Genomic DNA, 24,637 nt, shown 5'->3' with positions numbered 1-24,637 from the left:
TAAGGTGTTTTTGTATAAGTAATATTTTACTTCTTTCCACCGATGTCTTCTAAAGAATATGGAGTTTCTTGATACACATAATAGTTTAACCAATTTGCGTATAGCAAATGAGCATGGCTCCTCCATTTTACCTCAGGCGACTTAGAAGCATCACTATTTGGGAAATAGTTTCTTGGTACTTCTATATCAAGGCCTTTGCTTCGATCCCTTTCATACTCTCCCTTTAATGTTAGCGTGTCATACTCTGAATGGCCTGTGACAAATATTTGCCTTCCGCCCTTATTAGCTGCTATATATATTCCAGCCTCATCTGACTCAGCCAATATATCAAGTTCTGGCACCTTCTCAATATCTTCTCTTCTAACCTCTGTATGTCTTGATTGGGGTACATAAAACTCATCATCAAAGCCCCATAATAATCTGACATTTTTTTTGCATATCTTGTGACTAAAAACCCCAAACATTTTAGCACCAAGTGGATACTTGGGTATCCCAAAATGATGATAAAGGCCTGCTTGGGCACCCCAACAAATATGAAATGTCGAGAAAACATTTGTTTTAGACCAATCCATAATCTCCTTCAATTCATTCCAATAGTCAACTTCTTCAAATTCAAGATGCTCTATAGGTGCACCAGTTATTATTAGTCCATCAAATTTTTGATGGCTTATTTCATCAAAGGTATTATAAAACTTAAACAAATGTTCCCCAGATGTATTTTTTGATTTATGTGTCTTGGGATGCAGTAAAACTATATCAACCTGCAGAGGTGTATTTCCTAACAATCGCAAAATTTGTGTTTCAGTAGAAATTTTATTTGGCATCAGGTTTAAAATAGCAATATTTAAAGGTCTTATATCCTGATGATAAGCTCGCTTTTCACACATCACAAATATATTCTCTTTAGTTAAAATTTCCTTTGCTGGTAAATCATCTGGAATTTTAATAGGCATATGGTTTCATCCTTACTGTAATGGAATTTTTATTGTAGTAGTTTACTCTAAACTAGTCTTACTGTCAACCATCGTGTCAAATTTATACTGCTTAATTGGGGCAATTTATACTGGTTAAATTTATTCAAATAAGTTTTTACATAGATGTTTAAAAAAGGGTAAAACTATTATTAAAGGAGTTGACAATCACATGAAAGCAACAGGCATAGTTAGAAGGATTGATGATTTAGGAAGAGTTGTAATACCTAAGGAAATTAGAAGAACTCTAAAAATCAGAGAAGGTGAACCCTTAGAAATTTTTACAGATCGCAACGGTGAAGTTATCTTGAAAAAATATGCACCTATTAATGACCTAAGTGTATATGCACAGGAGTATTCTGATGTTCTTGCAGACACTCTATCAGTAATTGCTGTTGTAAGTGATGATATTAGTATAATCGCCGTTGCAGGAGGCCCCAAAAAAGAGTTTATGGGACAGAAATTGGGTTCCGTTGGGGATGCTTTAACTAATAGTAAAAGTCAAATAACAAGTGGTACTATTACAGAAAATGGTAGAGAATTTCCTAATTTGATTATCGCCCCAATTGTAACAAATGAGATCATTGGCAGCGTTATACTTGCACCAAAAAAAGAAGGACAAAATTTGGGAGAAACAGAAAAAAATCTTGCTTATACTGCAGCAAATTTCTTGGCAAAACAGATGCAAAGGACCGTTTAATCGGTCCTCTTTTTTAATCTTTAAGATTGTACATTGTAGGACTTTAGACCAATTTCTGGGACCAAGTTTTTTATAAAATAGGTAAAGAGGTGGATGTTTGTAAATCTATTTCCTTGTAAAATAGAAGTAACCACTTATTGATAGGGGGTAGAATCTATGACCTATGCCAAAGATTTTTTTATAAATGAAAAAGGACAAGGACTGGTAGAATATTCTCTTATTTTGGGACTTATTGCGCTAGCAGTAGTATCAACACTAAGTTTAATTGCAGAACCCCTTGGGCAAATTTTTACAAAAGTAGCTAATGGACTAAGAGGAGAAGAATAAAGCACATGCATTCCTGCATGTGCTTTATTCTCTATATTATAGCAGCCTGATTAGTGTGAAATAATCACCTGACGAAGTTGCGGTTCCCAATTAACATGGGCACCAAAATATTCACCTACATACCGAACAGGAACAAAAGTACGTTGGTTCTTTATTACAGGTGTGGTATCCATGAGCAGATCATTCCCATTAACGCTAACGCTGGTACTACCTATGGTAAGTAAAATGGTTTCGCTTTCTCTTGTAATTCTAATAACATTATTGGTAGAATTCCAATCTACATTAGCCCCCATAGCTTCAGTAATGGCCCTTACAGGTACCATTAGTCTATTATTAGTATCAATATATGGAGGAGTATCAAATATTACTGGATTGCCTGAAACGGTTACAGTAATATCCCTTGTGTTTAGTATAAAACCTCTTCCAGACTGAAGGCCATAAATCAAATACTTTTGCCTTTCGGCCTTAAAAGCATTTAATCCAGGAGCAAAGCGTTGTTCTATTTCTTGAGGAGATAAACCTTGTTCTAGGTATTGTCCAACCTTATTTGTACCCATTATTTTATCGAACATAACCACATTATTTGCTGTGCTTTTTGGAACCTTAAAGTTTCCAATAGAAAAAGCATATCCCAGGGCATAAAAGCCTGTTCTCGCGGGGTTAAATGCGTTGTGATTGGTTATATTTAATCTAACTCCTCCAGCATCACCCTTGTTTTCTGGAATAAAGGTAACTCCTAAAAGTCCTGCATTATTTAATAATGCAGCATACTGGTTAGAATCAATATCTTTTCCACCAATCCATTTGAATTTGTCAGCCTGATAGACCCCCGTCCCTTCTCCTATTCCAGTAGCCATATACCCAAAAAGAGAAGAAATGTCTGGAATGTTTGGAGATGTCTGAACCCAATTTAAGCCAGTATCCTGCCACAGCATATCTCTAGTCCAACCCTCCATGGTGACTACTGTTAAATCTACACCAATATTACGATTAAAAAACAAGGCTAATTCGCCTGCTGTCATACCATGTGCCATGGCTAGATTATCTACACCTACAAAGGTTATATAAGGATCTTCCATAACAGGTCCATCTACAATGACTCCACCTACTGGATTTGGTCTATCCAACACGATAATGGGTTTATTGTACTTTTGTGCTGCTACCATACAGTAATTCAAGGTGGACATATAAGTGTATGTTCTAGAACCAACATCTTGCATGTCAAATACTAATACATCAACATCTCTTAGCATGCTTTCATTTGGCATTCTAGTTTGACCGTATAAGCTGTAAACAGGGATTCCTAATTTAGGATGAATCTGTGACTCAACATACTCTCCTGCCTTTGCTATACCATCTATTCCATGCTCAGGACTGTATAGAGCAACAAGATCTATTGAACTGTTCTGAGCAAAAATATCAACTAAGCTAACTTCTTGACTGTTTACTCCACTTTGATTGGTTATAAGCCCTACTTTCTTACCTTTCAATAAATGTTGATACTTTTCCATTAATACTTCATTTCCAAGCTTAAATTGAGGTGTTTGGGCAACGCTGCCAAAGCTAAAAAGCATTAGAATTAGTACTACAGAAACTAGTGCTGCAAATTGTCTCATGGTTTCCTCCCATTTTCTCTTTAGATGAATTTTCTAAAACATACTGTCTGCACAGTCCTTTAGTCCACTTGCCACAATATTTCTAAAAGGCCAAATCCATTTAAGTTTAATAACTAACGTGTCATTCTCAAAAGTGATATCTTTTCTAATATAAAAGCTTATACCTTGATTGTTAATTAGTTTATAATTTTCTATATCCTCAGGAGGCGATAGCTTAACCTGTAACTCAGGTTCATATATTTTTCAGCAGCCAGGATATATAGTTGTGTAAATCGTTACTGGTTTGCCCTTATTTAAAATATACTTTTTAGCCCTAGTTGAGATATCAATTATCATCCTATCACACCTCTTTATACGTGAAATGGAGTATGTTCTAGTGGGTCCAATCAAGGAAGATTACCTTATCGTTAAGGCTTTTTTAGTAGCTTTTTTTAAACTTTCTTCATGCTAATTCCTCCAATTTATTAATGCTAATATTTATCCCATGCCAACTACCAAAGCGCGGGCGCAATTATGCATTCATACATATTCATATATATTTCTTGGGAAATTGTAAGATTCCTCCTTGAAAATATTAGGTATACAACAAAAACAAAAATCGAGGAAAACCTATTATAGGACTTACATAATAAAAAGAAGGAAGACACTCCTCAATAGGGAATATCTCCTTTCTTAATACTCTAGAACACTAGTCCTTTAATTGTTACTTATAAGCAGGAATTGATAATAACTCATCAACGGTAACAAATTCATAACCCTGAACTTTAAGGGTATATATTACCTCTGATAGTGCAGCTACAGTTGCAGCCAAGCTTTGTCCTTCACCACCTGCTGTGTGGAATAAGAGAATACCACCATCTCTCACACTAGGTAGAGTGTTAATTAAAATTTGATCAACATCTCTATCTCTCCAATCAACAGAATCTACAGACCAATTCACAGCTTTGTAATTCAAATCCATCATGTATTCTATTGCTTCTTTTGAAACAGCTCCATAAGGAGGTCTTATTAGTGCAGTATTCCTGCCAGTTATTTTTTCCAAGACCCTCTCCGTTTCCATGATTTCAAAATTTAGGCGTTCTATTCCTACTTTTGATAAATCAGGATGTGACCAAGAATGATTACCTATAACGTGTCCTTCTCTATCAATTCTGTCCACCACTTCAGAAAATCTAATGGATTTTTCTCCTATCAAGAAAAATGTAGCTAGGGCTCCGTACTTTTTCAAAACATCTAGAACTTGTCCTGTATATTTTCCATCAGGTCCATCATCAAATGTTAATGCAACCTTAGCCCCACCTGCAGGACCCCTTAAATAAAAATTTTCACTAAACATTTTAGCAAGTTCAGAGATTGTATATTGGGCTATTGGCTCTGGAGCAGTCTGTTTATAAACTTGCTGTTTGGGAGCTTCCTGTTTGGGAGCTTCCTTTGCTGGAAATTTAAGAATCTGTCCTATATAAAGATAATCCCAATTTTCCAGTTTGTTTTCCTCTGCAACTTTAGCCATAGTAACCCCCAACTTTTGAGATATTAGGTACAATGAATCTCCTGGCTGTACTTCATAGGTGTTACCTATGCTACTTTGGCTAGAGTCTTTTGTGGGAACTATCAATACTTGATTGACAGCTACTAAATTTTGGTCACGTAAATATCCATTTTGGGAAACTAGTTCATTTATTGAGATCCCATATTGCTGTGCAATTGTGTGTAGCGTTTCACCAGGTTGTATTCGATGAACCTGGGCAGAGTATACTGGGTTGACGTTAAACACAAATGCTAGAATAAAGGTTAAAACTAATACTTTTAATGAAACTTTCATAGACTTTCTCCTCTCTTGCATTATCAAAAATCTAGACAAGTACATCTGTCTAGATAGGTACAATTCTAGGAAACTACATTATTACCTTCATGTAAGATGTGGCTCAATTATAGGACGCAATCCAAAAACTCCAAAGGTTTGATTTTTTGTTTTTTTAAGCTATAAGTGGGCAAAATATACTCATGAGTCATATCTTAAAGAGGAGTTGAATATTTGTGCAGACTATTTGGAAGGGTTCCATAAGTTTTGGTTTATTAAATGTACCCGTGAGAATGAGTGCAGCAACTGCTAGAGAAAATATTAGATTTAGAACACTACATAAAGAGTGTCATACACCTTTGGTTCAGAAAAGGTTTTGTCCTCAGTGTGATAGGGAAGTGGATTATCATGATACTGTGCGGGGTTATGAATATGAAGATAATAGATTTGTAATAATTTCTGATGACGAGCTAGAAACTATCCCAGTAGCTAGTACAAAAGCTATTGAAATAGTTGATTTTATAAAACTTGAAGAAGTTGACCCGGTTTATTATGACAAAACATATTACTTGAGACCAGGTGATGGAGGGGAAAAGCCGTATCTAATTTTGCGTAACGCAATGCTTGAAACAGGTAGAGTGGCTGTAGCCAAGGTGACAATTAGACAAAAGGAGCATTTAGCATTAGTTCGAATATTAGATAATGCCCTGGCTGTAGAAACAATGTTTTTTCCTGATGAGGTAAGAAATATTGATGAGTTAGGTATTACTAAACTTGAGGAAAAAATACAAATACGCAAAGAGGAAAGTGAAATGGCAGTAAAACTTGTAGAAAATCTCACTTCAGAATTCAATCCCACAAAATATACAGACGAATACAAGGAGGAGTTATTGAAACTTATTAGAAATAAGATAGACGGAAAAGAAACAAAGGAAGTAACTCCTATAGCACCAAAGCCTCAGGTTCTTGACCTGATGGAAAAACTTCGTGCTAGTGTAGAAGCTACTAAAGAAGAAGCTAAAGCTGCTAAGAAACCGCCAATTCCTAAAAAGAAAAGAAAAACGGTATAGCATCATACTATTGGCAGTATTTGCCTCTCATTTAATACTGCCCTAAATAGATCTCCTGTCTGACTTAGCCTAGAGATAGTATTTTCGATTGTAAATTTGGTTGGTAAAAGATTATCATCTTCTAACTCCTTCCAGAGTAACGGTGTTGATACTGTAGCTTGAGGTGTTGGTCTTAAGCTATAGGGTGCTGGAATTGTCTTGCCACTAGCATTTTGTACCGCATCTAGATAAACCTTACTTCCTCTTTTTTTTACATTACGTTCAGTAGTAGCAAGTCCTGGATTAGCTTCCTCAACAATGCGGCATATTTTTAGTAAAAATTCTCGAACTTGGGTGAAGCTATATATTGGTTCTATGGGAATATAGATATGAATACCCGTTGCTCCTGAAGTTTTAGGTATAGCAGTCAGCTTAAGTTCATCAATTATGATTTTAAATAGCTTTGCAATAATCTGAGATTCCTTAAAACCTGTATCCCCTGATGGATCTATATCTAGCACCGCAATATCAGGCTTGTCCAAGTTTGGAACCCTGGAAAACCATGTATGCATCTCAATGCAAGCTCTATTGGCTATCCAAATTAAACTTGGGAGGTCATTGATAAGGCACCAATCTACATAACCTTTTTTTGATGAGTTGATGGGAAAGGTTTCAAGCCAATCAGGTGCCTCCTTTGGGCACTGCTTTTGATAAAAACTTTTTCCATCAATTCCATCTGGATAGGGCTTCATAGAAAAAGGTCTATTCTTTAGGTGGGGCAATATGTATGGTCCCATCTTTATATAGTAATTGATCATATCCCCTTTAGTTAGGTTTAATTCAGGCCAATATAATTTTTCTAGATTAGTAAGCTTAACCTCTTTACCTTCGATCTGTAACATATTCAAAAAATAGCACTTCCTTTGCCGTCATTATTAATATTAATAGTATACTTACAAGTTTATTTTTATATTAAAAAAGTTCTACGAATTGTATGTATCAACCCGTAGAACTTGAAAACATTTTGCTATTATTTTATTAAGCTTAATGAAGAAAATAAGACAAACGAAACGTCCCCGTGTCTTCCCCGTGTCTTCTTTTTATGCTCCGACGGTTGGACCTTCTGTTGGGGGTGTTCCTTCATCAAGTTTTGCCATAGTAATACCTGTAAAACCATAAAATATAGAAACAATAGGATTAATTAAGAGTAAAAATGCAAATGGTGCATATGCAAATGGATGAACACCTAAGGCGCCATACATAAAAGCTCCACAAGTACCCCATGGAACCAATGCAGATGTCATTGTTCCTGCATCCTCTACAACTCTAGACAAATTTTTGGGATGAAGGTTTTTGTTTTTATATGCAGGACCATACATTTTACCGGGAAGTACAATAGCTAAGTATTGATCTGCTGCAATAAAGTTTACAGCTATACAGGTAAGCACAGTACTTAGTACAAGAGAACCTGTACTCTTGGCTACGGTTAATATTTTATCAACAATTACTTCTAGCATCCTTGCCCTTTCCATAATACCACCGAAAACTAAGGCGCAGAAAACCAATGAGATAGTCCACATCATTGAATCTAGACCACCTCTACTTACAATATCATCAACAACTTCTATACCTGTACTTCCTTCATATCCATAATGGACAGCACCAACTATACTAGAAAGATCTGCTCCTTGAAAAATTGCCGCAAAAATACTACCCAATAACACTCCCCCCAAAAGACCAGGGATAGCAGGAATTTTAAAAACAACCATTAAAATAACCAATACAGCAGGTAAAAGTAAAATTGGATTAATTGTAAAAGTGTCGGACAACGTCGTCATGATAATTGTAATATTTTCAGTATTAGCTTCACCACCTGCAAATCTTGCCCCTAGGATTCCATATAAAATTAATGCAATTATTAAACTTGGTGTGACCGTATAAACCATATGGCGAATATGGTCAAATAATTCTGCACCAGTCACACAAGGCGCAAGGTTTGTGGTATCTGATAATGGTGACATTTTATCACCAAAATATGCTCCTGAAATTACGGCTCCAGCTGCCATAGCAGGTGGTATTCCTAGTCCCGCTGCTATACCCATTCCAGCTACACCAACTGTTCCTGCCGTGGTCCAAGAACTACCAGTAGCAAGAGATGTTATACAGGCAATAAGACAGATAGCTACTAAGAATATTTGTGGGTTTAAGAGCATTAGGCCATAATAAATCATCGAAGGTACTACTCCACCAAGCATCCATGAACCTATAATCATACCTATAATCATTAAAATAATTATAGCCTTCATGGCTGATGTAATGCCTGCAACGGCCCCCTCTTCTAATTCTTTCCACTCCATACCAGTCCGAAGTGCTATTAAAGCGGTGAAAATTGCTGCAGCTATAAGTGGAATATGGGGATCTCCCCCCAAGACAATAAGAGTGTAAGATAAGGCTATTACCAAAAACAGTACACTAATTACCGCTTCCCAAAAATAGGGTTTTCTTGGTTCCGTCAATTAAATTCCTCCTTTAAATTTTTTCCAATAAAGTGTCGTTAATTATAATAACACAGTACAAAATATATTTACACAACTTTTTTGTTCATTTTGCAATTTTTTTGAATATTCTTTACTTTAAATTGTTAGACGCGCTAAATCTAGCTGTTTCCTCTAAGAAAAAACACAGTCCCGCGGATTTCCTTCTGAAAAGTCTATGACCTTTGGATTGCGCATACGAAAATCTTCAGTCCACTCCATATACTCTAGTTCTATACAGATCTCAGGGTTTACCCAATAATACTCTTCTCCCTTTGATTTTTTTGGTGGGTTAATAAAGGGTATCTTAGTATCTTTTGCACTAGATTCAAAATATTGTTGCAAGGCTTTCCACTGGTTGTGGCTTATACCAGAGCTTGCATTTCCTATATAATAAAATAACTTATTTTCCTCATTATATAATCCTATTAACAAAGACCTTATTTCCCCCATTTTTGTTGAATACCCACCTATAACCCCAGTTAGCTTCTGCCATACTTTAATTTTTTGCCAATAACTAGTCTTTTCACCTATTATATATGGACTATTCATCTCTTTAGCTACTATTCCTTCTAGACTTTCCCGTTCTGCAATTTCAAAGAGATTTATCCCATTATGATGTACACTATCAACACTTTTTATAAGAGGGTTTTCGGGCAGAATCTGTGCTAAAATTTTCTGCCTTTCTAGTAGCGGCTTATCTATAACGCTCTTTCCTTCAAAGTAAACTATATCAAAAATCATATAAAACACAGGTACTCTATGTATCAAATTAGAGATTTTAGTACTGCTCTTTGCTAAGTCTCTTTTGAGCACACGCCTAAAGTTGGGCTTCATATCTTCACCAAGAGTAATTATTTCTCCATCTAGGACTATTCCTTTAGGTAAAGTATTAAGTAATGTTATAAGTTCAGGATATTGTTTTGTCCTTTCATTAAGTTTCCTATTAAATAAGCGTACTTCATTCTTATAAATATATGCAAGGCAACGAACACCATCCCATTTTATTTGAAATAGATAGTTGTCAGAATCAAAGGGCATAGCTTGATTTATTGGTTCCATGGGTTTCAATGGGGCAGGCAATAACATACAAAATCCTCCATTAAAGATAAACTAAATGCCCTAGACTAATAGCCGGGGCTTCAAAAAATAACTCTTAACTATAGTCAAGAGTTATTTTTTGCAAACAAATATATATTATCCAATGGCAGAGCCATTTCTAACTACTTTCCTTTAATTTTACATTCATTCTGCCTAATAGGATTGATTTTTTCCGATTAGCAATATATACTCCTATAAAAATTAGTAATCCCCCTGCAAAATGATAATAGCTTAATTCTTCTCCCAGTATAAAGATGGAAAATACTGCTGCCGTTAAAGGCACCACATTTTGAAAAACTGCCACTTTACTGGCACCTAAATATTTTACCCCATGAAACCAAAAAAGAAAAGCCATGGCACTAGCTACAATAGCTAAAAATACAATTGAAAAAATGGTCCACCCACTAATTGTATCAATGGAAAAGAATCTGTAATAGGGTATTGATAAAAGAGTTAATACTATAGCCCCAATACCACATGCATAGGTAATGGTCAAAAGAGAGCTAAACTTTTTGCTAGTAAACTTCCCCACTATAGTATACAAAGACCAGTTAAAAACTCCAAAAGCTATCAAAATATCTCCTTGGTTAAAATTTAAATTTAATAAAACTTCCATTGAACCTAATGATATTATAACAATCACACCTGAAATAGATAACAATAATCCTAGCCAGTGCTTGATAGTGACCTTTTCTTTTAAAAACCATGAAGAAAGAAGTGCAGTAATAACAGGCCCTGTAGCTACAATTAAAGATCCATTTATTGCATAAGTCGTCTTTAAACCTGTAAAAAAGCATACATTGTACAACACAATACCAGTAAATCCGGCTGCAAAAAGCAAGGGTAAGTCCCTTACTGAAACTAGGCTGCTTTTACCCTCTTTAGCAATTAGGATAGGTAAAAGAACAATAAAAGCTAAAATGAATCTCCAACTAGCAGCAATCAAAGGATGAAGTTCTTGAACAGCATATCTAGCCGCAACAAAAGAAGCCCCCCATGAAGTGGTGGCTACTAATAATAAAATATATATAACCCATTTCTTTGAATAATCCATTTAAGCATCCCCGGCTGAATAATATATTTATAAACTTATTACTATTTTACTCCAAATTTTAATTTGTGCAAGGAGTAAATTCTAGTTTTTCTCCTCTTTGGATTGCTAACCGATCCGCAGTTCCAACTTTAAGCTCAAGCACCTTAGTACTTCCCTTTACAGGTGGCCATAAACTCCAAGGAGGTATATCCTTTATTATGTTAATAATTTGGTTATCTTTTGACAAAAAAACAGCATCAATGTGAAAGTTCATGAAGAAGGTATGAATAGAATTGCAGGGCAATAACAAAAGGCCTTCATCTTCCTTAATTTCTCTTCTTCCCATCAGACCTTTAAACCTACTAAAGAAAGTATCAGCAACTTTAATTTTTATTTCTTTATCCTCATGATAATATTTATACATATCAACCACCCTCGTCTTTATCATTGATTAACTTGGAAATTACATGTTTAAAAACATTTTCATAAGATTTATAAGAGCGGGACCTAGAAGTACTATAAAGATACAGGGAAATATAAAAAATACCATTGGAAATAACATTTTAATAGGTGCCTTCATTGCCTTTTCTTCTGCCCTCTGTCTGCGGTTTACCCTCATCTGGCCAGATTGTATCCTGAGCATATTTCCCATACTCACACCTAGCTGATCAGCCTGAACTACTGCACCTATGAAGTTAGATAAATCATCTACTTGGGTTCGGTATACTAGGTCTTTTAAAGCATTCCTTCTTGATTTTCCCATTTTTATTTCGTTTAAAACTACCGTAAACTCTTTCGCAATCTCACCTTTAACCTTTGTGGTTACCTTTGCTATGGCTGAATCAAAGCCTAGGCCTGCCTCAACACTAACTGTAAGCAAATCAATTACATCTGGAAGGTTCCTTTGAATTTCTTTTTGCCTTTTCTCTGTCTTGGTTTTCAAATATAGCTTTGGAAGATTATAACCAACAATGGTAAGTACTAATCCTCCAACTAATACTCTCATATTTTCATAATTTAAGAAATGAATTAAAAAAGATCCCCCAATGCCAAGAATTAAACATAATCCAATTTGTATAGAAATAAATTCAGATGGCCCTAAATTACCTGGATTGCCTGCTAATATAAGCTTTTTTTCTAAGTTATCTTTACCCTGTTGTGGTAAAAGCTTTCCCAGTTGAGCCGAGGTAGTCTCAAAAAGAGGCTTTAATACTCTTTCTCTTAGCGGTTTATTCAACTCATTTAATTCATTTTCCTTAGAGGTTTCACCAATTTTTTCAAGACGTAACTTTAATGTTCTTTTTTTTCTAGTAACCATCTCAACCATTGTAATAATCATCAGGGTAGTGGTTATAAGTATTAAAAAAGATAATGCATAGAGCATGGTTATTTCCCCTTTATACTTCTATTTTAATAACTTTTTGGATAAGTAGAAATCCTATTACCTGTGAGGTTAGGCCTATACCTACTGCTATTAAGCCAATGGGTTCTCTAAATAAAGTAAGTATGTAGTTCTGATCTATTAAAAATATCATAACCGCTAAAGCAATTGGCAATGAACCGATTATCATTCCAGATATTCTTCCTTGAGCTGTAAGTGTCCTTATTTCCCCAGCAATTCTAATTCTTTCCCTAATGGTATCTGATATATTGTCCAGTACTTCAGCTAGATTACCTCCTACTTGTCTCTGAATTAATATTGCTGTAATTACTAGACCTAAATCTTCACTTCCAACTCTTTCAGTAAGATTATCAAGTGCCAGATGGGTAGGCGTTCCCATGGATATTTCTCTTAAGGTTCTATTAAATTCTCCTGAGATGGGATTTGGCATTTCTTTACTTACCATATCCATAGCCTGCATAAAGCTAAACCCTGCTCTCATGGAGTTTGATATAATCACGAGGGCATCCCCAATTTGTTTATCAAATAGTTTTAATCTCTTCTTAAGAGTGGATTCTACAACGATCTTGGGTAATATGGAGCATATTACTACCAGCAGTATTGTTAGACCTATGTTTTGTAGTACAACTGCTCCTAATATAACGACAGCTATGATTATTAAGGAAATAACAGTTAAAAATTCCTCTCCTTTTAGAGGAATACCAGCTTGTAATAGTTTCTTTTCAACTTTTTTAACCCTATTTTTTGCTACCCAAAATCTACTAAGAAGCCTTAATAGCTCAATCCAACTAAGCCTTGTAAGAAGCTTTCTATTTTCTTGATTTTTCCCTGCTACTTCTTTTAACCTCTTATTTAAAAATCTTTGTTCCCTGGTTATAAAACTATGGATAAGGAAAACTACAAGAGCAACATTTAGAGCTGCGAGTGCTGGCACAGAAATCATATTACCACCCCATCCCTGAAGCCGCTAAAAGGTTCAAAGATGCTTTCTGGAAGATTAACCCCAGTACCTTTTAGCTTATCGGCAAACTTTGGTCTAATACCTGTAGCTTTATGGTCTTGTTTATAAATAAATATATCCTGCAAAACGGGAATATCCCCTTCTAAGCCCAATATTTCTGTTATGTGAGTAATCTTTCTGCTACCATCTTTCATTCTAGACTGTTGAATCACTAAATCAATAGCTGAGACAATCTGTTCTCTTATCGCCCGTATTGGCAAATCCATTCCAGACATCAAAACCATTGTTTCAAGTCTTGCTAGCATGTCCCTTGGGGTGTTAGCATGGGCAGTAGTAAGAGAGCCATCATGACCTGTATTCATAGCCTGCAGCATATCTAGTGCCTCTCCACTTCTAACCTCACCTACGACAATCCTAGTAGGTCTCATACGAAGTGAGTTCCTAACTAGGTCACGAATTGCAATTTCACCTGTTCCTTCTATATTTGGAGGTCTGGTTTCTAGTGATATTACATGGGGCTGAGAAAGCTGTAGCTCTGCAGCATCTTCAATAGTAACTATTCTCTCATCTTTTCCTATGAATCCTGATAAACAATTTAAAAGTGTAGTTTTACCTGAACCAGTACCCCCTGAGATAATAATATTTAGTCTTGCTCTAACACATGCTTCAATAAATTTTGCCATTTCAGGGGTGAGTGTACCAAAGCGAATCAGATCTACCATTTTAAACGGTTCCTTTGAAAATTTTCTTATGGTAATTGTTGGCCCAGTTAAAGATAAAGGAGGAATAACACAATTTACCCTTGATCCATCTAGTAGTCGTGCATCCACCATAGGCATACTTTCATCAATCCTTCTTCCGATTGGCGAAACAATCTTCTCGATGATGTGCATTACATGCTCATCATCACGAAATCTTACATTTGTTAATTCAAGCTTACCCTTTCTCTCAATGTAAACCTGATCCGGACCATTTACCATTATCTCTGTGATAGTTTCATCTTCCATGAGGCATGTTATTGGACCCAATCCATTTATCTCATCAAGCATGTCTTTTACCAGCTGTTGCTTTTCAGCCCTAGGCAGATAGATATTTTGTTGGTCTACTAGTTCAACTATCTTTTCTTGCATATCCTTTTCAGGCTTTTCCTTATTTCTTTCAGTTTTTCCAAGCTCCTTAATAATTTTTAAATGAAGCTCCTTTTTTAATTCTTGATATGCTTCTTTTTCAGTTGACCCTGTATTAATTATGCTTCCAAAATCTTTTCTCTTTGTAGCTACTGGACTTTTTTCTAACCTATCCATTAAGGACATAGCTTACACCCCTTGTATGGTAAGGATTCTATTTAATAGTCCCCTCTTCTGTGGAACCATCTTGGGCTTTTTCAATATAGACCAACTTAATCCCTCTACTGATTGGGCAATCTTTGATGCTGGGTTGTTGATCATGAAGGGAATACCCTTATTTATAGAATCAACAACTAATTTTTCAGAATGAGGAATTTCGAAATCAATATATTTATCGAGGGTTCTTTCTACATCAGAAACACTAAGTCCCCAATCCTTATTTGCCTTGTTTAAAACAAGCTTTGCCTTGTCTAAATGTTGCAATGATTCCAACACTTCTAGTGATAGCCTTGTATTCTTTATAGACAGTAAATCTAAGGTAAGCATTAGATATATTGTCTGGGAAAAATCCATTACAGTAAGATTAATTTCACTAAAAGACGAGGCAGTATCGATGATGATGAAATCATAGCTTTGTTTTAATATATTTAAAATACTTTCTATATGGTCTGCTGTGATTAACTCAGAATATTCTGGCCTTGTTGGGGCAGGAAGTATATCAATTTCGGAACCTGGATGCTTTAACATGTAATTTTGGATTAACTCTAAATCAAGCTCTCCTTTTTCTTGGACCAAATGGCTTATAGTTCGTTTTGGCATTAGATTTACCATAGCTGAAACGTCCCCAAACTGTACATCCAAATCTATTAAGGCAACCTTCTTTGATGTTAGTGTCTGCAAGCTAATCGCTAAGTTTACAGCTATTGATGTCTTGCCTACTCCACCCTTAGTGCTAAAGACTGTTATAACCTTTGGATCGTTCTTTGTATATGTTTGCTCAAGAAGGTTTTTGTTTTTCTTGCGATGTTCCATACGCCATACTTTTTTTATTGCTTGCACTAGCTCTTCTTCTGAAAAAGGTTTTGCTATGTAGTCTTTGGCACCAGCCCGCATTGCCTTTTTCATATATTCCATTTCAGCTTGAACTGTCATCATTATTACTGATATTTCTGGATAAAGGATAGTCAATTGTTCAGTAGCCTCTAAACCGTTAAGATCTGGCATATTGATATCCATAAGCACTATATCTGGCTGTTTACTCTTGATTGTCTTTAAAGCCTCTTTCCCACTTGCTGCTTCACCTACTACTGTTATTTCATGATCTAAAGAAAGTAATCTCTTAACATTGTCACGGGTTTCTTGGATATCATCAACTATCATTACTCTAATGGTCATATTAATACCTACCTTCTAACTAATTCTTCTAAGGTGATGGGGCGTTCACCAACTCTGCCCTCGTCTCTTGGAGACCTGAGTAGCATTCTGATTGTTCCTACTTCTGAGGCTAATACTAGTTTAGGAGCCTCAGTAGGGTTAATCTGTAAAGTAATAGTCTGCTGCTCCTTACCCTGCTCTAAAATGTCTCGTGCAAGCTGACTGCCTAATGCTAGTACTTCTATATTTTCTAAAATAAAACTTGTCTGGGTAATATCATTAGTATCTAATGTGACAATGATGTCTACTCTGTCACCTGGCAGAATTAAATAATTTAGTGAAGATACTTGGTTAATTCCCAGGGTTACAGCCCTCATACCTGGGGTAACTGCATATGCCAAGCCTTCCTCAGTAGATTCTTGATCCATAAGATGGGTACCTAGAAGGGCTTCACCCATAGTAAGGGGCACCTTGTTAAGCTTTCCCACAGCGTCATCCATCTTAAATGTGGAATCGGGATGAGCGTATTCAACAGGTATCTTTTTCATTATTAGAAGATCCTTACTCAATATTGTGTCTTGTGGTATGTTTATAGCGCTACACACTACCTCTGTATATTCTGTTGTGTCTAGCTTATCTTTCATGTCTTCTAGATAAAGATAAGCTACAGTTGCAGTAATTATACTGACTATCAGAGTTATTATTAACAACTTTTTATTTATCATTTGCCTTCCCCTTTATTCCACCCTCATGGTAGCATCACCATATACCCATTGAGGATTATCAAATATTTGTGATATTACTGGCATATAAATCTGCACAGGATATGATACTTTTACGGTTAAATGGCTACCTCTAGAGGGGTTTATTGGGCTTACTTCAACTTCTATTAGCTCCTCACTTAAACCATTTGCTGAGTCTTTAATTTTTGTCATTATATTGATTTCATCATAGCCAACTACACCGAGTCTAGCGCCTTCTCTAGCTGCATGGTTGACTGTAAGATAAGTAAAAAAGACCCTTGAAGTTTCCACTACTCCCCCAAGAAGCAGTAAAAAAACTGGTAGAACTAATGCTAATTCAACAAGTGCTTGTCCTCTTTTATTTCTAATCCACTTCATATTCATCACCTGTCACTTTTATCGAATTAGTAGCACAAGGATAGTTCCAATAAATATTGCTATCCCGTAGGGAAATGCATACTTTTCTTGATCTTGAAATGTGTTCTTTTCACTTACCTGTCTCTTGAAAACAGGTAATGCTACGAATAGGTAGAGATTAGCGGTTAATCGACCAAATACTTCTCTCCACATGCTCCTTTTAATTATGAGCATTACTGCAATCAAACCACCTGCCAGAAAAGTGGCCAGAATTGTTTCAAAAGTAAAACTAACTCCTTTTAAAGCTCCCACCACCATCAGCAGCTTCACATCCCCTGCTCCCATTCCTCCCATCATGAATGGAAGTATTAAAATTACTGTTACTATTCCAATGCCTTTAAGCGAGTCCAGTAATCCTTCCATTCCGTACAAAGTACCATTTAAGATTAATCCTCCAGCAATGGCTGGGAAGGTTATTATGTTATATATTTTTCTCTGCCGGATGTCTGTTATTAGGCAGACAATCAGGACTATGAGAAGTATTGCGTTTGTAATATGTGGGGTGTACATAATAACCTTCCTTTCGTTAGGTTAAAGCAAGTAGTCTTACTTAAGCTAAGTTGTTTAGTTTTAAAAAGAAACCCTACTTGAATGTAGGGAGTTTGTTGGGTGAGTAATAGACATATTTTATGTTACAATTCCATTATTTATTACGTTCATTAATAACTTGTTTTTAATCTTCTTATGGTGCTGTTGGGAGTTCATTAGAAATCGATTGGAATACAGCCTGTATTTGTCCACCCATAGTACCTAAAATTGCAACCACCACTACTGCTATTAAACCTAAAATCAATCCGTACTCAGTTAGTCCCTGTCCGTCTTCTTCATTCCAAAACTTTTTAATAATTGTTAACATTGTTTGTAGACCTCCTTAGAATTTTCTTAATCTTATTGTACAGAGGAATCAAAAAAATGAGTATCCGGCAAGATACCCATTTCCTATAATTGTAAGTCCTAATTATAAAGACAATAGTCCTAGATTACCTTTTCTTTTATAGCCCAGATTGCCACCTGGACCCTATCTCTTAAGTCTAGTTTTCTAAGAATATTAGTTATATGATTTTTAACTGTTTTTTCACTAATAAATAGGGTTGATGCAATCTCCTTGTTATTCAAGCCCTTAGCTAGTAGTTTTACCAACTCCATCTCTCTATCAGTTAGGTCGTTTCCTTTGAAATCTTTATTTTGCCTAGAGGCAAGGGTTGTATAACTACTAAGTACTTTGGCCGCTATCTGCGGATGTATAAATGACTGCCCTTTTTGGACATTTTTTATGGCATCTATTAGACGTTCCGGTTCAACATCCTTTAAAAAATAACCCTTGGCACCTGCTTTTAAAATCTGTAGTATTCTATCCTCTTCTTCACATACTGTCAAGGCAATTATTTCGGTTCTAGGTAGTATATCTCTAATCTTTAAGCATGCTTCTATTCCATCTATGCCAGGCATATTAATATCCATAACAACCACATCAGGCTTAACCTTCATTGCTATCTCAACTGCCTGATTACCATCATTTGCTTTCCCCACAACCCGTATAGCATCGTCAAAAGAAAGTATCTTTTCCAAACCTTCAGTTATTAATGGATGATCATCAACTAGTAACACCTTGATAGCTTCCATTCACAAATCACCTCTCCTTTAACGGAATAATAGCGGATACCCTGGTCCCCATTTTAGAGGAAGAGACTATTTTTACATCTCCCCCTAGTAACCGGGCCCATTCTCTCATTCCCTTTAAACCAAACCTATTTGAATGCAGTCCTTCTTCCACATTAAAACCAATTCCATCATCTTTTACTACTGTATTAATTTTAAGTGGAGCCTTTTCTAGTGTGACCTTTACTACTGAGGCATTTGAATGCTTTCTCACATTATTCATACACTCTTGAATTATTCTAAAGGTTGCTACCTCTATTTCAGGTGCGTATAATTGTTCATTTCCTGAATATTCAAAATCAACAATTATTCCATTTTTTTCTTGAAAGTCTAATAGAAAACGTTTCAATGCAGCTATTAACCCCAAGTCATCCAAATCCATAGGTCTTAAATCAAAAAGTATTTTACGAATTTCTTCAAGTGTCTTACGAGCAAAGTTTTTTAATTGTGATAGCTCTTCTGGAAGCACCTCTGGCCTCTTTTCCAAAACCTTTTCACAAAACTCTATCCGCAGTACTATATTAGCTAATGATTGGGCAGGACCATCATGAATTCCCCTTGCTACCCTTCTTCTTTCTTCCTCTTGGGCTTTAATAACTGCAAGTCCTAATTCCTGCCAATTTTGTACTTTACCAACTTCCTCCTGGATGCTTTTTAGGTTGGTGCTTAAAAAATTCATGGCAACTCCAACTTGAGATACAAGAGATTCTGCCTTTTCAGCAGTATCTTGCATTCTTTTATACTGCTGTTCAAGCTCCAATCGCCTTATCTTAAATTGCACTTCTTTTTCTCTAAGTAAAGCCAACTGTATCTGGATATCCTTTGTTGTTTCATAAGCCTTTCTTATATCGTCTTCGATGTACTTATTAAAGTTCTTGCTCACTTCTGCAAGTCTTATTCTAGCCTTTTTTTCCTTTTTTTCCCACCAATCAACCTGTTCAACTACTTCAAGCGTCTCATGTTTAATCTTAAGCATAGATGCCTCTGTCCTTACACATTCCTGTCTAGCAGATTCTGCTATATCATAAAGCTGATTCTTTCCAGTTTCAATTCTAGAGATAACATCTTTAAGAATCTTGTCTATTATTCCAGTTTCAATCATAGGCTTCACTCCCGATAACTACTGATTACTATCAAGGGCTAGATTAGCTAATTTATCTGCTTCTTTATTCTGCTCTCTTGGAATATGAATTGCTTTAAATTTTTTAAAGTTCTTAGTTAGCTCTTTAGCCTGCTGATATAGAGGTTTTAAACCTTCATTCTTTACCCTGTATTCACCTGCAAGTTGCCTTACAAGAAGTTGACTGTCAGCATATAACGTTACACCTGTAGCTCCCAATTCAGTAGATACTTCTAACCCTCTAATTACAGCTTTATACTCAGCAACATTATTTGTTGCCACACCAATAAATTCGTTTTCTTCCCTTAAAACCTGACCATATAAATCATAAATTATTACGCCTATTGCGGCTTTACCAGGGTTACCCCTTGACGCACCATCTGTATAGACATTTATATCCATTATTCCACCCCAACACATTACAAATTAGTAACTAATATTCTACCACAATTTTCGCAGATTACCAACTTTTTCCCAGCCTTAACTTCAGCTAGAGCTACTTTATGAATATCTATATTGCATCCTCCACACTTATCACCGTGTATCGGAGCCAAAACATTATTACCGAGTTTTTTAACATTCTTTAAATAGATATTTAGTAAACTATTATCTATTTTTTTCTCCATTTCTTTTATTTGTTTAACTAATTCATTTAAGTTTACTTTATCAATTTCTCTATCTTGTTTGTATTTATTAGTCTCATCTTGATAAGGTTTATATTCTGTCATTAATTCTTCTTTTTTGTTCGCCAAATCCTGCTGTAAGGAAGTAAATTCATCGTTTTCCTTAATATATGTGTCTTCTGTTTGTTTTTTATGATCGGTCAACTCATCTAGCTTTTTCTGCATGGATAATAATTCTTTTGGATTTGTAACATTTCCTTCATAAAGCTGTTTTTCCACATCTTTTTCTTTTGCTTCTATATCTTCTATTAAGGTATTAATTCTCTTTACAACCTTAGCCTTTTCTTCTAATAGTACTTTCAACTCTTCCTTTTCTCTATTAATTTGTTCAATCCTTTTCTTCCATTCAAGTAATTTTTCTTTCTTAGTAATATTGTTTACTTTACCCTTGAGTTTGAAATATTCATCTCTTAGATTTTGATACTTATACAGTTTTTTAAAGTTCATAAAATACACCTCCATAAAATAATGAAAGATAGGGGAAACCCTATCCTATAAAAAAGTCCATGGCTCACTATTTACTTTAGAAATCATAACTTCTACTTTACGTTTTTGGACATCTAATTTACTTTTAAGATTATTCGCAAAATATGGTACAACCAATTTTTCTGTGGTTCCATGACCTGCATCAATAACACAGATACCTAAGCTTTCTGCCTCCTGTGCTTGATGATAGCTTATATCTCCCGTTATAAATACTTGAATTCCTGTAAATGCTGCATTGCTAATTATGGAACCTCCTGATCCCCCACAAACCCCAACTTTTTGAATTTTTTCTGGGATAATACCAGCAACTTTTAGGACAGGGGCCTGTAGTCTTTCTTTTACCATTTCTAAAAATTCATTTTTCGCAATGGGGATATCATATCTCCCTGCTAAACCTAAACCATATTTATCTCCAGAATTGGCTAGTGGATAAATATCATAGGCAACCTCTTCATAAGGGTGTTCCTTAAGCACAGATTTAAGAACTGTCTTTAGGATTTTTTCAGGTACAATTGTTTCCAGGCGCATTTCCTCAACGTCTTCAATCTCTCCAGTCGAACCCAAATATGGATTAGTACCCTCAAGAGGTTTAAAAGAGCCTATTCCTTGGGTACCAAAAACACAATGTGAATAGCCCCCTATCCAACCTGCTCCCGCATTACCCATGGACATCTTTACATGTTCCACATGGGACATTGGTACAAACACTACTAGTTTTAAAAGTTTTTCTGCTTTTTCTACTTTAAGAATTTGCCCATCCTCTAAACCCAACTTTTCAAAAAGAATTTGATTGACTCCATTTTTACATAAGTCCAAATTAGTATGGGCAGCATATAGATTAATCTCGTTTTGTACCAGCTTTTTAAGTATTACTCCTAAGTTGTTATCCCAACGTATATTGCTAATAGGCTTAAATATTAAAGGATGATGGCATATAATCATACCAACACCATTTGCAATAGCCTCATCTACCACCTGCTCATTTACATCAAGAGAAACCAAGATTCTTTCTAATTCCTCCTTTGGGCTACCAACTATCAGCCCAATGTTATCCCAATCATAAGCTAGGTTTTTAGGAGCAAGCTCCTCAATTATCTGCATTATAGTAGCTACCTTTACAGACATGATACTAACACCTTCTCCAAACAATTTGCCTTGGCATCATAGTACTTCATCTTATCCTTAGCAGTAATCTTATTACTTTTATCCATGTTATTTGCTATCTTTCTGTATCTTTGGATCTTTCGTTCTAATAATACTGGAAATAGCGGATGTCTTTTAGAATATAACATTGGCCCTATCTCTATAAGTATATCATCAAATTCCTGGGATTGGCCAGGCTCTGCAATAATAATTTCATACAGCCTATTATTTTCCTTAACTAAATCTTCATCACTTATTTTTAATCCTTTAGTATAAAAAAGATAATTTCTTACCAATTCACATCCATTCATTGGTTGTAAAATTATCTTTTTAACATCTTTGAGTAGGCTAGCCCCTCTTTTCAATATTTCAACGATAGACTTTCCACCCATGCCAGCTATGACTACAACATCTACCTGTTCGTTTAGTACAGGTTCCAAACCATCACCCTGACGCAATTCAATATCTTTTTCTAAACCAAGGGTACTAACATTTTTTCTGGCTTTTAAGAATGGACCTTGGTTTATTTCAACTCCAATAATTTTACATGCCAAATTATTCTGTATTAAAAAAATAGGTAATAAAGCATGATCTGTTCCAACATCTACTACAAGAGAGTTGGGTGTTATATATTTTGCAATTGTGGCAAGCCTTACATTTAGCATAGATTGCCTCCCATTATACAAAAATAATTTTATTAGTAGTTAATTCACCAAAACTTTGAGGTTTCCCTGCATTTTTTACAAAAATATTTTCTCTTCTTAATAATATCTAATTATATTAAAAAATATGCAAAATTTACCTAAATAAAAAAGCCTTGCTATTCACAAGGCTCATCTGTTAATATGGTGGGCGATGACGGGCTTGAACCGCCGACATCCTGCTTGTAAGGCAGGCGCTCTCCCAACTGAGCTAATCACCCATATCAAGGTGCAGGTTTCTTGCTTCTTTATTGGTGACCCGTATGGGATTCGAACCCATGTTACCGCCGTGAAAGGGCGGTGTCTTAGACCCCTTGACCAACGGGCCGAATGAAAATGGTGGGCCCACCTGGGATCGAACCAGGGACCGACCGGTTATGAGCCGGTGGCTCTACCGCTGAGCTATGGGCCCAATAAAATGGCTCCCCGGGCTGGACTCGAACCAGCAACAACTCGGTTAACAGCCGAGTGCTCTACCATTGAGCTACCAGGGAACACCCTCGATACTGACAAAATACAGTATAAAACATTCCAAATCACTTGTCAATAGCAATTTTTACCTACTATTCAAGATAATCTTTTAATTTTTTACTCCTGCTTGGGTGCCTAAGCTTACGTAATGCTTTTGCTTCTATCTGTCTAATTCTTTCTCTGGTAACTCCAAATTCTTGCCCTACCTCTTCTAGTGTTCTAGTTCTGCCATCATCCAAACCAAAACGAAGTCTTAATACCTTTTCTTCTCTAGGAGTTAATGTATCTAGTACATCCTCTAATTGTTCCCTAAGTAGAGTAAAAGAAGCCGCTTCTGCAGGTGCTAGTGCATCCTGATCTTCAATAAAGTCACCTAAATGACTATCTTCTTCTTCTCCAATGGGAGTTTCCAAGGAAACAGGTTCTTGAGCAATTTTTATAATCTCTCTAACTCTTTCCTCCGGGATGTCCATTTCTAACGCTATTTCTTCAGGCATAGGCTCTCGGCCTAGTTCTTGTAGAAGTTGCCTAGATACTCTAATTAGCTTATTAATGGTCTCAACCATATGCACAGGAATTCTAATTGTTCTTGCCTGGTCAGCAATTGATCTTGTTATTGCCTGACGTATCCACCATGTAGCATAGGTACTAAACTTAAATCCCTTACGATAATCAAATTTCTCAACCGCTTTAATTAGTCCTAGATTCCCCTCCTGTATTAAATCAAGGAACAACATACCTCTTCCAACATAACGCTTAGCTATACTGACAACTAATCGGAGGTTTGCTTCAGCCAGTTTACGTTTTGCTTCCATGTCTCCCTGTTCTATTTTTATTGCTAATTCTATCTCTTCATCGGCTGACAGTAAAGGAACTCTTCCTATTTCTTTCAGGTACATCCTCACAGGATCATCAATTCCTATTCCTTCAGGAATTGACAAATCTATCTCAACGTCTTCCTTATCTTCTTCGTCGTCATCGTCTTCTTCTAATTTACCACTTTCAGGTATAACTTCTATTCCCATACTAGCCAAATGTTCATATATTTCATCAATTTGATCTGGGGTTAATTCTATACCTTGTAAAGTATCCATAATTTCCTTATACGTTAATATTCCTCTTTTTTTACCTAGCTCTATGAGCTGCTTCACACTTTCTGTCTTCTTGTTATCTTCTTTCACCATTGTCCCCCCTTCCATTAGGGTCATCATACTTACA

The 24,637-nt window shown here is 35.8% G+C and carries 25 protein-coding genes and 4 tRNA genes; 2 read left to right on the top strand and 27 right to left on the bottom strand.

All coding sequences use genetic code 11. The features are described 5' to 3' along the window. Positions 1-26: 26 nt before the first annotated feature. On the bottom strand, positions 27-953 hold the full coding sequence (locus tag APF76_14005; GenBank protein KUO51473.1) for a homoserine O-succinyltransferase: 927 nt from the start codon (positions 951-953) through the stop codon (positions 27-29). Positions 954-1,143: 190 nt separating this feature from the next. Here APF76_14005 and APF76_14000 point away from each other — a divergent pair, with 190 nt between their 5' ends. Next, on the top strand, positions 1,144-1,671 hold the full coding sequence (locus APF76_14000) for a stage V sporulation protein T (GenBank protein KUO51472.1): 528 nt from the start codon (positions 1,144-1,146) through the stop codon (positions 1,669-1,671). Between the two features lie 377 nt (positions 1,672-2,048). Here APF76_14000 and APF76_13995 read toward each other — a convergent pair whose 3' ends face one another. Together APF76_13995 and APF76_13990 are read right to left on the bottom strand one after the other, a co-directional pair. Then, entirely contained in the window at positions 2,049-3,614 is a 1,566-nt protein-coding gene (locus APF76_13995; GenBank protein KUO51471.1) for a hypothetical protein, read from the bottom strand. Positions 3,615-4,317: 703 nt separating this feature from the next. Then, positions 4,318-5,436, bottom strand: a complete 1,119-nt coding sequence (locus APF76_13990) for a hypothetical protein (protein ID KUO51470.1) — start codon at positions 5,434-5,436, stop codon at positions 4,318-4,320. 215 nt (positions 5,437-5,651) lie between these two features. Between APF76_13990 and APF76_13985 the strand changes: the two genes are divergently transcribed. After that, positions 5,652-6,485 carry a Ku protein gene (locus APF76_13985; GenBank protein KUO51469.1) on the top strand — a complete coding sequence of 278 codons (834 nt, stop codon included), beginning with the start codon at positions 5,652-5,654 and terminating at the stop codon, positions 6,483-6,485. A gap of 2 nt (positions 6,486-6,487) precedes the next feature. Here APF76_13985 and APF76_13980 read toward each other — a convergent pair whose 3' ends face one another. The 24 genes from APF76_13980 to APF76_13865 all read right to left on the bottom strand — a co-directional run bounded on the left by APF76_13980 (position 6,488) and on the right by APF76_13865 (position 24,630). Further along, entirely contained in the window at positions 6,488-7,372 is an 885-nt protein-coding gene (locus tag APF76_13980) for a hypothetical protein (GenBank protein KUO51468.1), read from the bottom strand. 192 nt (positions 7,373-7,564) lie between these two features. Beyond that, positions 7,565-8,980 carry a sodium:proton antiporter gene (locus tag APF76_13975; GenBank protein ID KUO51467.1) on the bottom strand — a complete coding sequence of 472 codons (1,416 nt, stop codon included), beginning with the start codon at positions 8,978-8,980 and terminating at the stop codon, positions 7,565-7,567. A 153-nt stretch (positions 8,981-9,133) separates the two neighbouring features. After that, complete coding sequence (locus APF76_13970; GenBank protein KUO51466.1) at positions 9,134-10,087, bottom strand: hypothetical protein; 954 nt, start codon at positions 10,085-10,087, stop codon at positions 9,134-9,136. 130 nt (positions 10,088-10,217) lie between these two features. After that, a complete protein-coding gene (locus tag APF76_13965) occupies positions 10,218-11,153 on the bottom strand; it encodes a hypothetical protein (GenBank protein ID KUO51465.1) in 936 nt (311 codons plus the stop codon). Between the two features lie 58 nt (positions 11,154-11,211). Continuing rightward, complete coding sequence (locus APF76_13960; protein ID KUO51464.1) at positions 11,212-11,556, bottom strand: hypothetical protein; 345 nt, start codon at positions 11,554-11,556, stop codon at positions 11,212-11,214. Between the two features lie 39 nt (positions 11,557-11,595). After that, positions 11,596-12,516 carry a hypothetical protein gene (locus tag APF76_13955; GenBank protein ID KUO51463.1) on the bottom strand — a complete coding sequence of 307 codons (921 nt, stop codon included), beginning with the start codon at positions 12,514-12,516 and terminating at the stop codon, positions 11,596-11,598. Between the two features lie 13 nt (positions 12,517-12,529). Further along, the gene (locus APF76_13950) at positions 12,530-13,477 is read right to left on the bottom strand and encodes a hypothetical protein (protein KUO51462.1); all 948 of its coding nucleotides are present in this window, start codon (positions 13,475-13,477) and stop codon (positions 12,530-12,532) included. Beyond that, positions 13,474-14,808, bottom strand: coding sequence for a type II secretion system protein E (locus APF76_13945; protein ID KUO51461.1), 1,335 nt, complete (start codon positions 14,806-14,808; stop codon positions 13,474-13,476). The genes APF76_13950 and APF76_13945 overlap by 4 nt, the downstream gene beginning before the upstream one ends. A 3-nt stretch (positions 14,809-14,811) precedes the next feature. Further along, on the bottom strand, positions 14,812-16,017 hold the full coding sequence (locus tag APF76_13940) for a hypothetical protein (GenBank protein ID KUO51460.1): 1,206 nt from the start codon (positions 16,015-16,017) through the stop codon (positions 14,812-14,814). A gap of 8 nt (positions 16,018-16,025) precedes the next feature. Continuing rightward, on the bottom strand, positions 16,026-16,721 hold the full coding sequence (locus tag APF76_13935; protein ID KUO51459.1) for a hypothetical protein: 696 nt from the start codon (positions 16,719-16,721) through the stop codon (positions 16,026-16,028). 12 nt (positions 16,722-16,733) lie between these two features. After that, a complete protein-coding gene (locus APF76_13930; protein ID KUO51458.1) occupies positions 16,734-17,117 on the bottom strand; it encodes a hypothetical protein in 384 nt (127 codons plus the stop codon). A gap of 18 nt (positions 17,118-17,135) precedes the next feature. After that, positions 17,136-17,666 carry a hypothetical protein gene (locus tag APF76_13925; GenBank protein ID KUO51457.1) on the bottom strand — a complete coding sequence of 177 codons (531 nt, stop codon included), beginning with the start codon at positions 17,664-17,666 and terminating at the stop codon, positions 17,136-17,138. Positions 17,667-17,838: 172 nt separating this feature from the next. Next, entirely contained in the window at positions 17,839-18,012 is a 174-nt protein-coding gene (locus APF76_13920; protein ID KUO51456.1) for a pilus assembly protein, read from the bottom strand. Positions 18,013-18,131: 119 nt separating this feature from the next. Continuing rightward, positions 18,132-18,779 (bottom strand): two-component system response regulator, encoded by a 648-nt coding sequence (locus APF76_13915; GenBank protein KUO51455.1) that lies wholly within the window; start codon positions 18,777-18,779, stop codon positions 18,132-18,134. Between the two features lie 7 nt (positions 18,780-18,786). Continuing rightward, on the bottom strand, positions 18,787-19,917 hold the full coding sequence (locus APF76_13910; protein ID KUO51454.1) for a hypothetical protein: 1,131 nt from the start codon (positions 19,915-19,917) through the stop codon (positions 18,787-18,789). Positions 19,918-19,935: 18 nt separating this feature from the next. Further along, positions 19,936-20,337, bottom strand: a complete 402-nt coding sequence (locus tag APF76_13905) for a hypothetical protein (protein KUO51453.1) — start codon at positions 20,335-20,337, stop codon at positions 19,936-19,938. Between the two features lie 17 nt (positions 20,338-20,354). Beyond that, on the bottom strand, positions 20,355-21,065 hold the full coding sequence (locus APF76_13900) for a hypothetical protein (protein KUO51452.1): 711 nt from the start codon (positions 21,063-21,065) through the stop codon (positions 20,355-20,357). A 45-nt stretch (positions 21,066-21,110) separates the two neighbouring features. After that, on the bottom strand, positions 21,111-22,229 hold the full coding sequence (locus APF76_13895) for an NGG1p interacting factor NIF3 (GenBank protein KUO51451.1): 1,119 nt from the start codon (positions 22,227-22,229) through the stop codon (positions 21,111-21,113). Continuing rightward, the gene (locus APF76_13890; protein ID KUO51450.1) at positions 22,220-22,912 is read right to left on the bottom strand and encodes a hypothetical protein; all 693 of its coding nucleotides are present in this window, start codon (positions 22,910-22,912) and stop codon (positions 22,220-22,222) included. Before APF76_13890 ends, APF76_13895 begins: the two co-directional genes overlap by 10 nt. Before the next feature lie 181 nt (positions 22,913-23,093). Continuing rightward, positions 23,094-23,169 (bottom strand) — tRNA-Val (locus APF76_13885). Positions 23,170-23,200: 31 nt separating this feature from the next. Further along, positions 23,201-23,276: transfer RNA gene (locus APF76_13880), tRNA-Glu, on the bottom strand. A 9-nt stretch (positions 23,277-23,285) separates the two neighbouring features. Continuing rightward, positions 23,286-23,360 (bottom strand) — tRNA-Met (locus tag APF76_13875). A 7-nt stretch (positions 23,361-23,367) separates the two neighbouring features. After that, a tRNA-Asn gene (locus APF76_13870) sits at positions 23,368-23,442 on the bottom strand. A 69-nt stretch (positions 23,443-23,511) separates the two neighbouring features. Continuing rightward, entirely contained in the window at positions 23,512-24,630 is a 1,119-nt protein-coding gene (locus tag APF76_13865) for an RNA polymerase subunit sigma (protein KUO51449.1), read from the bottom strand. Between the last annotated feature and the right edge of the window lie 7 nt (positions 24,631-24,637).

It is taken from the genome of Desulfitibacter sp. BRH_c19, from assembly GCA_001515945.1.
In the GTDB taxonomy this organism is placed as follows: Bacteria; Bacillota; DSM-16504; order Desulfitibacterales; family Desulfitibacteraceae; genus Desulfitibacter.
The sequence above is the reverse complement of the archived record's forward strand: the minus strand, read 5'-3'. Positions and strand labels throughout refer to the sequence as shown.